The 7,183-nt window shown below is 65.6% G+C and carries 5 protein-coding genes, 3 tRNA genes and 1 pseudogene; 4 read left to right on the top strand and 5 right to left on the bottom strand.

Annotated elements, in window-relative coordinates; translation table 11 throughout:
* Positions 1–214: 214 nt before the first annotated feature.
* The 3 genes from rlmB to rnr all read right to left on the bottom strand — a co-directional run bounded on the left by rlmB (position 215) and on the right by rnr (position 4,172).
* Entirely contained in the window at positions 215–958 is a 744-nt protein-coding gene (rlmB, locus tag AB4Y84_RS08760) for a 23S rRNA (guanosine(2251)-2'-O)-methyltransferase RlmB (RefSeq protein ID WP_223494668.1), read from the bottom strand.
* Positions 959–1,050: 92 nt separating this feature from the next.
* Positions 1,051–1,545: a GFA family protein gene (locus AB4Y84_RS08765; RefSeq protein WP_093817773.1), complete on the bottom strand. Its 495-nt coding sequence runs from the start codon at positions 1,543–1,545 to the stop codon at positions 1,051–1,053.
* A gap of 167 nt (positions 1,546–1,712) precedes the next feature.
* Positions 1,713–4,172 carry a ribonuclease R gene (rnr, locus tag AB4Y84_RS08770; RefSeq protein WP_442243743.1) on the bottom strand — a complete coding sequence of 820 codons (2,460 nt, stop codon included), beginning with the start codon at positions 4,170–4,172 and terminating at the stop codon, positions 1,713–1,715.
* A gap of 128 nt (positions 4,173–4,300) precedes the next feature.
* On the opposite strand from rnr, the gene AB4Y84_RS08775 reads away from it, so the two are divergent.
* Positions 4,301–4,385 (top strand) — tRNA-Leu (locus tag AB4Y84_RS08775).
* Between the two features lie 159 nt (positions 4,386–4,544).
* Positions 4,545–4,631: transfer RNA gene (locus AB4Y84_RS08780), tRNA-Leu, on the top strand.
* A 60-nt stretch (positions 4,632–4,691) separates the two neighbouring features.
* Here AB4Y84_RS08780 and AB4Y84_RS08785 read toward each other — a convergent pair.
* Positions 4,692–5,438 (bottom strand): sulfite exporter TauE/SafE family protein, encoded by a 747-nt coding sequence (locus AB4Y84_RS08785; RefSeq protein ID WP_442243744.1) that lies wholly within the window; start codon positions 5,436–5,438, stop codon positions 4,692–4,694.
* A gap of 96 nt (positions 5,439–5,534) precedes the next feature.
* Here AB4Y84_RS08785 and AB4Y84_RS08790 point away from each other — a divergent pair, with 96 nt between their 5' ends.
* Together AB4Y84_RS08790 and AB4Y84_RS08795 are read left to right on the top strand one after the other, a co-directional pair.
* Entirely contained in the window at positions 5,535–6,446 is a 912-nt protein-coding gene (locus AB4Y84_RS08790) for a LysR substrate-binding domain-containing protein (RefSeq protein WP_442243745.1), read from the top strand.
* Between the two features lie 50 nt (positions 6,447–6,496).
* Positions 6,497–6,583: transfer RNA gene (locus tag AB4Y84_RS08795), tRNA-Leu, on the top strand.
* A gap of 180 nt (positions 6,584–6,763) precedes the next feature.
* Here AB4Y84_RS08795 and emrB read toward each other — a convergent pair.
* Positions 6,764–7,183 (bottom strand): annotated as a pseudogene (gene emrB, locus AB4Y84_RS08800) (multidrug efflux MFS transporter permease subunit EmrB); the annotation flags it as partial.

Here is a 7,183-nt window from a genome sequence, read left to right on the forward strand (position 1 = left end):
TGTGCGGGGACGCCGTGAACCCATCCCTGGGGGCTTGGTCGCCGCATCCATGCGGCTCACACCCCGCACACCCACGGCACCCCGGCTCATACAGTTCCGCGAGAGCTGATAGTAGATCCACGCCATGCGTGGATTGGGGTCCGGCAGAAAATAGGGTCAGATCCCTTTCCCAAGGGAAAGGAATCTGACCCGGATCACGCTGCGGCGATGCCGATCAACCGCGCTGGCGCACGACCTCGAACAGGCTGACGCCGGCCGCGACCGAGACGTTCAGGCTCTCGATCTCGCCCGGCATCGGAATCTTGACCAGGCCATCGCAGTTTTCGCGGGTCAGGCGGCGCAGGCCGTCGGCTTCGCCGCCCAGCACCAGGGCGATGTTGCCCTTCAGGTCCAGCTGGTAAAGCGACGCAGTGGCCTCACCGGCCAGGCCGTAGATCCACACGCCCTGCTTCTGCAGGTCCTTCAGGCAGCGCGACAGGTTGGTCACCGCCACCACCGGGATGCGGTCGGCAGCGCCGGCCGAGGTCTTGCGCACGGTGGCATTGACCGTGGCCGACTTGTCCTTGGGAATGATGACGGCGGTGGCGCCGGCAGCGGCAGCCGAGCGCAGGCAGGCGCCGAGGTTGTGCGGGTCCTGCACCTCGTCCAGCACCAGCAGCAGGGCCTTGCCTTCCGCAGCGGTTACCAGGCCTTCCAGCTCGTTCTCGTTGTAGGTGCGGGCGGCGGCATAGCGTGCAGCCACGCCCTGGTGGCGCACCGAACCGCCCACGCCGTCCAGCGCCTGGCTGTTGACCTTGCGCACGTCGATGCCCTTGCGGCGGGCGTTTTCCTCGATTTCGACCAGGCGCGGGTTCTTCGCACCGGCCTCGACCAGCACTTCGCGGACGTTCTCGGCGTCGTTCTCGATGGAGGAGGCGACGGCGTTGACGCCGACGATCCACTGGCTGTTCTTGCTCATGCGGGCAGGACCGGAAAGGGGGTGGCTATGGTAGAGCATCAGGGGCGGCCGCGCTTCGCGCTCGCCGGGCATGGCCCGGCGCTACCCGCCGTTCACCCTTCGGCCGAACGGCTGCGCGGCGGCCAGTGCGGGGTGTCGTGGTCGGGATGCTGATGGGAAACGACCGTGGCCAGGAATTCCAGCGCGGCCATGTCCTGTTCCGTACGGCGTGCCGGCAGCCGGCCAAGCCCATCGACGAAGGGCAGCTTGCGCTCGACGCCGTACTGAAGGGTCGGCGGCAGGCGTTCAGGCTGGTCGAAGGCACCGGCGGCCACCGCCACGCCATCGGGGGCTTCATAGGTCAACGGCGTGCCACAGTCGGCGCAGAAGCCGCGCCGCACTACGTTGGAGGACTGGAAATAGCGCGGTTGGCCACGGGTCCAGCTGAACTGCACACCGCGCACCGACACCAGCGGCGCGTAATACGCGCCGAASGCCTTCTGGCACATCCGGCAATGGCAGATCGAGCTGTCGGTCAGCTCGCCCCGCGCCTGGAAGCGGATCGCGCCGCACTGGCAGCCGCCGCTGTATTCGGGTTGGCCCTGCATTGCTGCTTTCCTCCGGAACATCGTGTCGACCAAGGTCGACACCTACCGATGGGGAGCGTGTCGAGCAAGCTCGACACCTACCGATGGGAACGTGCCGCCCGGGACCGGCGCCTACCGGGATGGGCGGCGCCGGCGTGGTGGGTGCCGACCGTTGGTCGGCACAGCTTTCAATACTTCTTCTTCGCGCGCTTGGCCGGCTTGCCGCGCTCGGGCAGCGGGGCCGCGCCTGCTTCCTCTTCCTCGCCCTTGTGCTCGACCAGGCGGAAGTCGATCTTGCGCTCTTCCATGCTGGCCTTCAGCACCAGGATGCGCACCTGGTCACCCAGGCGGTAACTGCTGCCACGGCGCTCACCGGTCAATGTCTTGCGGGTCGCGTCGAACTTGTAATAGTCCTGCGGCAGCTGGGTCACATGCACCAGGCCCTGTACCTTCGAGTCGGCCAACTCCACGAACAGGCCGAAACTGGTCACGCCGCTGATCACGCCGTCGAACTGGCCACCCACGTGCTTTTCCATCCACGCGGCGCGGTAACGCTCATCCACCTCGCGCTCGGCCTCATCGGCACGACGCTCACGCTCGGAACACTGCAGTGCCAGTGCGGCCATCTCGCGGGCGTTGTAGGTGAACTTCTCCAGCGGCTTGCCCGACAGCGCATGCTTGATCGCACGATGCACCAGCAGATCCGGGTAACGACGGATCGGCGAGGTGAAGTGCGCGTATGCCTCCAGCGCCAGGCCGAAGTGGCCGTTGTTGTCCGGGCTGTACACGGCCAGGCTCTGGCTGCGCAGCAGCACCGATTCCAGCAGCGTGGCATCGGGACGGTCGCGGATCTTCTTCAGCAGCTTGGTGTAATCGCCCGGGCGCACCTTCGACCACGGCGGCAGGCTCAGCTTGAACTCCTTGAGGAATTCCAGCAGATCGGCGTACTTGGTCTCCGGCGGCTTCTCATGCACGCGGTAAGGCGCCGGCACATGGCGCGACAACAGGTACTTTGCCGCCTCCACGTTGGCCGCGATCATGCATTCCTCGATCAGCTTGTGCGCATCGTTGCGCACCAGCATGCCGGCCTGGGTGACTTCGCCCCGGTTGTCGAGCACGAAGCGGACTTCGCTGCTTTCAAATTCGATCGCGCCACGCTTGGTGCGCGCCTTGGACAGCACCTTGTACAGCTGGTGCAGGCGCTGCACCTGCGGCAACAGATCGCCGATGAAGGCCTTGGCACCGGCGTCATCCTCGCCCACTGCCTGCCACACTTGGGTGTAGGTCAGGCGCGCGTGCGAATTCATCACCGCTTCGTAGAAGCGCGAGCCGGTGACCTGGCCCTCGCGGTCGATCTGCATGTCGCAGACGAAGCACATGCGGTCGACCTTCGGCATCAGCGAACAGATACCGTTGGACAACGTCTCCGGCAGCATCGGTACCACGAAGCCCGGGAAGTACACCGAGGTGGCGCGCTTCTGTGCTTCATCGTCCAGCGGCGTGCCGGGACGGACATAGTTGGAGACATCGGCAATGGCCACCACCAGGCGGAAGCCATCGGCGTTCGGCTCGCAGTACACCGCGTCGTCGAAGTCCTTGGCGTCCTCGCCATCGATGGTGACCAGCGGCGTGCTGCGCATGTCGACGCGGTCACCGATCATCGCCGGCTCGACCACCAGCGGCACCGAGGCGGCTTCGTCCAGCACCTCCTGCGGGAACTCGAACGGCAGTTCGTGGCCGTGAATCGCGGTCTCCACCACCAGCGATGCGGTCAGCTTGTCGCCGAGCACGGCGATGATGCGGCCGATCGGCGGACGGCGGCTGTCCGGTGCCTGGGTCAACTCGCAGACGACCAGCTGGCCATCGCGCGCACCGCCGATCTGATCCGGTGGCACCTGCACGTTGCGCTGGATGCGCTTGTCATCAGGCACCACGTAGTTGATGCCCATCTCGACGCTGAAGCGGCCGATCAGGCGGGTCATGCCGCGCTCGAGCACGCGGGCAATGCTGCCTTCGCGACGGCCGCGATGATCGATGCCCGTAACACGCGCCAACACCTTGTCGCCGTGCATCACCTTGCGCATTTCATACGGCGGCAGGAACAGATCGTCGCCGCCCTCGACTGGGCGCAGGAAGCCGAACCCTTCCGGATTGGCGATCACCACGCCGGTGACCAGGTTCAACGTCTGGATGGGCGCGAAGCCGCCGCGTCGGTTCTGCACCAGCTGGCCATCGCGGACCATGGCGCCGAGACGGCGCGACAGCGCTTCGGCACGGTCCGGTGCGGTCAGGCCCAGGCGCGCGCCGAGTTCCTCAGCCGTCTGCGGCCCTTCGCAGCGTTCCAGCAGGGCCAGGATGGCCTCGCGGCTGGCGATGGGTTGTTCGTACTTTTCCGCTTCGCGGGACGCATAGGGATCGTCGATCACCTTGCCCGTCGGCGGCAGCTTGCGGCCCGGCGCCGGACTTGGCGGCTCGGCGTTGCGGCGGCCACGTCCTGGAGGCGGTGCACCGCCTTCGGCCAGTGCGGGGAGCCAGCCCGGCAACGGCTTGCCCGGCTTGTTGTTGCGGGCAGTGCCCTGCTTGGTGCCCTTGTTGGGGGCTTCACTGCGGGACTTGCTCCCGCCCTTGCTTGGTTTTTTGGTAGTCATCGCCCTCCATGGTAGCCGCTGTGGGCGTGCAGAACGGGTCAGCAAACACGTTGAAGAACCCCCATTAAGAATTTTCAGGAAATCGTTGACAGGCCCCGGGTTCATCTTCACAATTGCGCCTCTGGAACGCCCAGATGGCGGAATTGGTAGACGCACTAGTTTCAGGTACTAGCGGGTAAAACCGTGGAGGTTCGAGTCCTCTTCTGGGCACCAACGAAAAAACTCCTCGCTTCGGCGGGGATTTTTTTTGCCTGTAATCCGGCTGCCGCACCCATCCACGCATGGCGTGGATCTACTGAGCGCGTTGGACGCAGGAATTTCAGAAGGGTGTTGACACCTCCGTCACGGCACCCCATAATTCTCCTCCTCGACGCCCAGGTGGCGGAATTGGTAGACGCACTAGCTTCAGGTGCTAGCGGGGGCAACTTCGTGGAGGTTCGAGTCCTCTCCTGGGCACCATGTCGAGAATGAAAAACACCCGCGAAAGCGGGTTTTTTCTTGTCTGGCGTCCGGTCGGCGTCACCACCACGAACGCAGCATCAGCTCCAGGCCCAGCAACAGCAGGAAGCCGAGGAAGCAGGCACGGAACACGCGCGCACTGATGCGCTGGCGGATCACCTGCCCCAGCCACATGCCCAGCAACGCCGGCAGCACCGCCAGCGCGCTCAACCCCAGCTGCTGCACGCCAAACGCACCATTGAGCACCAGCCCGGTGGTCAGCGAGATTGTCGATACGGTGAACGCCAGGCCCAGTGCCTGCACCAGCTCCTCGCGCTGCAACCCCAGCGACTGCAGGTACGGCACCGCCGGCATGACGAACACGCCGGTCGCGCCGGTGACCACGCCGGACACCGCCCCGACCAGCGGCCCCAGCCAGCGCTCGCGCCGCTGCGGTACGCGGAACACCGGCGCCACCAGCGCGTACAGCGCATACACCATCAGCGCCACGCCCAACGCGGCGCGCGAGGCATCACGATCCACCCGCACCAGCAGCGCGGCCGAACCCAGCGTCACCACCACCACGGCCAGCATCATCGGCCACAGCCGCCGCAGGGTGCGGCCCAGTGATGGCCCGGACAGCAACTGCCAGGCATTGGTGACGAAGGTAGGAATGAACAGCATCGAGGCCGCCGCCACCGGCGACAACGCGCCGCCCAGCAATCCCATCGCCACCGTCGGAAGGCCCATGCCGGTCACGCCCTTGACCACCCCGGCCAGCACGAACACCACCACCAGCAATCCATAGAAGTATGTCGTCTCGTTCATGCCGCCATTGGAGCCGGCGCCGCAGGCGCGCACAATGCGGTCTTCCCGCCTGCGCCTTCGGACCAGCCGAAGGCAGGGCCGAGCGGAGCAAACGACATGCGTCTGGACATTGCCGATCTGCGCCTGTTCCTGGCGGTGGCCGAAGCCGGCAGCATCACTGCCGGCGCGGTGGAGGCGAATCTGGCACTGGGATCGGCCAGCGAACGCCTGCGCGCCATCGAAACCGACGCTGGCACGGCGCTGCTCACCCGTCACCCGCGCGGCATCAGCCTCACCGAAGCGGGTGCCGCACTGGCCCATCACGCGCGCCTGATCCTGCAGCAGCAGGCGCAGCTGCGCGGCGAACTGCAGGCGTTCGCCCACGGCGCTCGAGGCACGCTGCACCTGTACGCCAACACCGCGGCATTGACCAACTATCTGCCCGCGCGACTGGCCCCATGGCTGGCAGAGCGCCCTCGCCTGCGCGTGGAACTGCACGAACGCACCAGCAATGAAGTCGTGCGCGCGATCCGTGCCGGCCAGGCAGAGGCCGGCATCATCAGTGATGCTGTTCCCGCCGATGGACTGCGTCGTCATGTCGTTGCCGAAGACCCGCTGATGATGATGCTGCCGGCAGGCCATCGCTTCGCCGCCCGGCGTTCGCTCGACTTCAGCGATGTGCTGGGCGAGACCTTTGTTGCCCTGGCCGACGGCAATGCGCTGCAGACCTATATCGAAGAGCTGGCGGCAGAGGCCGGACGCACGCTCGACGTGCGCATCCGCATGAAGACCTTTGAAGGCCTTTGCACGATGGTGGGCCATGGCATCGGCGTGGGCATCGCGCCGCGCACGATCGCGCGGCAACATCGACGGGCCACCGGCATCGTCGCCGTTGCACTCGGCAACGCGTGGGCACAACGCCGGCTGTGCGCCGCGTTCGCCGACTGGAAATCACTCTCGCCACCGATGCGCAGCCTGCTGCTGCATCTGGATGTGGACGCGGAAGCCGGTGCAGAAAAAAATGTGTGAAATGGTGTTGACACATATCCAGCCTTCCTGCAAAATTCTCCTCCTGAGTCGCCCAGGTGGCGGAATTGGTAGACGCACTAGCTTCAGGTGCTAGCGGGGGCAACTTCGTGGAGGTTCGAGTCCTCTCCTGGGCACCATGACTCAGACAATGATCAAACCCGCGCAAGCGGGTTTTTTCATGTCCAGCGTTTGCCGGGATCACGCGCGTCCATCCACGCATGGCGTGGATCTACTGGAATTCGCATGCATGCGTGGATGCAGTGCAAACAAAAACCCCGCCTTCCGGCGGGGTTTTGTTTTTCAGCAACAGCGATCGATCAGTGCCCGCCACCGGCGGCAGCACCCGCGCCCGCACCGAAGGGCGGCTTGGCCAGCCACAGGAACGAGATGATCGCCAGGAAGATCCAGCCCAGCAGGAAGAAGATGTCGTTGAAGCCCATCTGCGATGCCTGGTGGTTGATCATGTTGTTCAGCACCGCCGCACCATGTTGCAGGTCGCCCTGCCCCATCGCCGCCACCTGGTCCTGCATGCCCGGCTGATAGGCCGAGATGTGCTCGGTCAGGTCCGCGTGATGCACCTGCGTGCGACGCGCCCAAAGCCAGGTGGTCAGCGAGGCGGCGAAGCTGCCGCCCAGCGTGCGCAGGAATGTGGCCAGGCCCGAGCCGGCCGCAATCTCACGACCATCCAGGTCCGACAGCAGGATCTGCAGCACCGGCATGAAGAACAACGCCACGCC

The sequence above is a fragment of the Stenotrophomonas sp. 2YAF22 genome, assembly GCF_052114665.1.
GTDB lineage: Bacteria > Pseudomonadota > Gammaproteobacteria > Xanthomonadales > Xanthomonadaceae > Stenotrophomonas > Stenotrophomonas indicatrix.

Excerpts from the sequence above, each read along its gene's own strand:
- rlmB (WP_223494668.1), bottom strand. The coding sequence starts at position 958 with ATGAGCAAGAACAGCCAGTGGATCGTCGGCGTCAACGCCGTCGCCTCC.
- rnr (WP_442243743.1), bottom strand. The coding sequence starts at position 4,172 with ATGACTACCAAAAAACCAAGCAAGGGCGGGAGCAAGTCCCGCAGTGAA.
- AB4Y84_RS08785 (WP_442243744.1), bottom strand. The coding sequence starts at position 5,438 with ATGAACGAGACGACATACTTCTATGGATTGCTGGTGGTGGTGTTCGTG.
- AB4Y84_RS08790 (WP_442243745.1), top strand. The coding sequence starts at position 5,535 with ATGCGTCTGGACATTGCCGATCTGCGCCTGTTCCTGGCGGTGGCCGAA.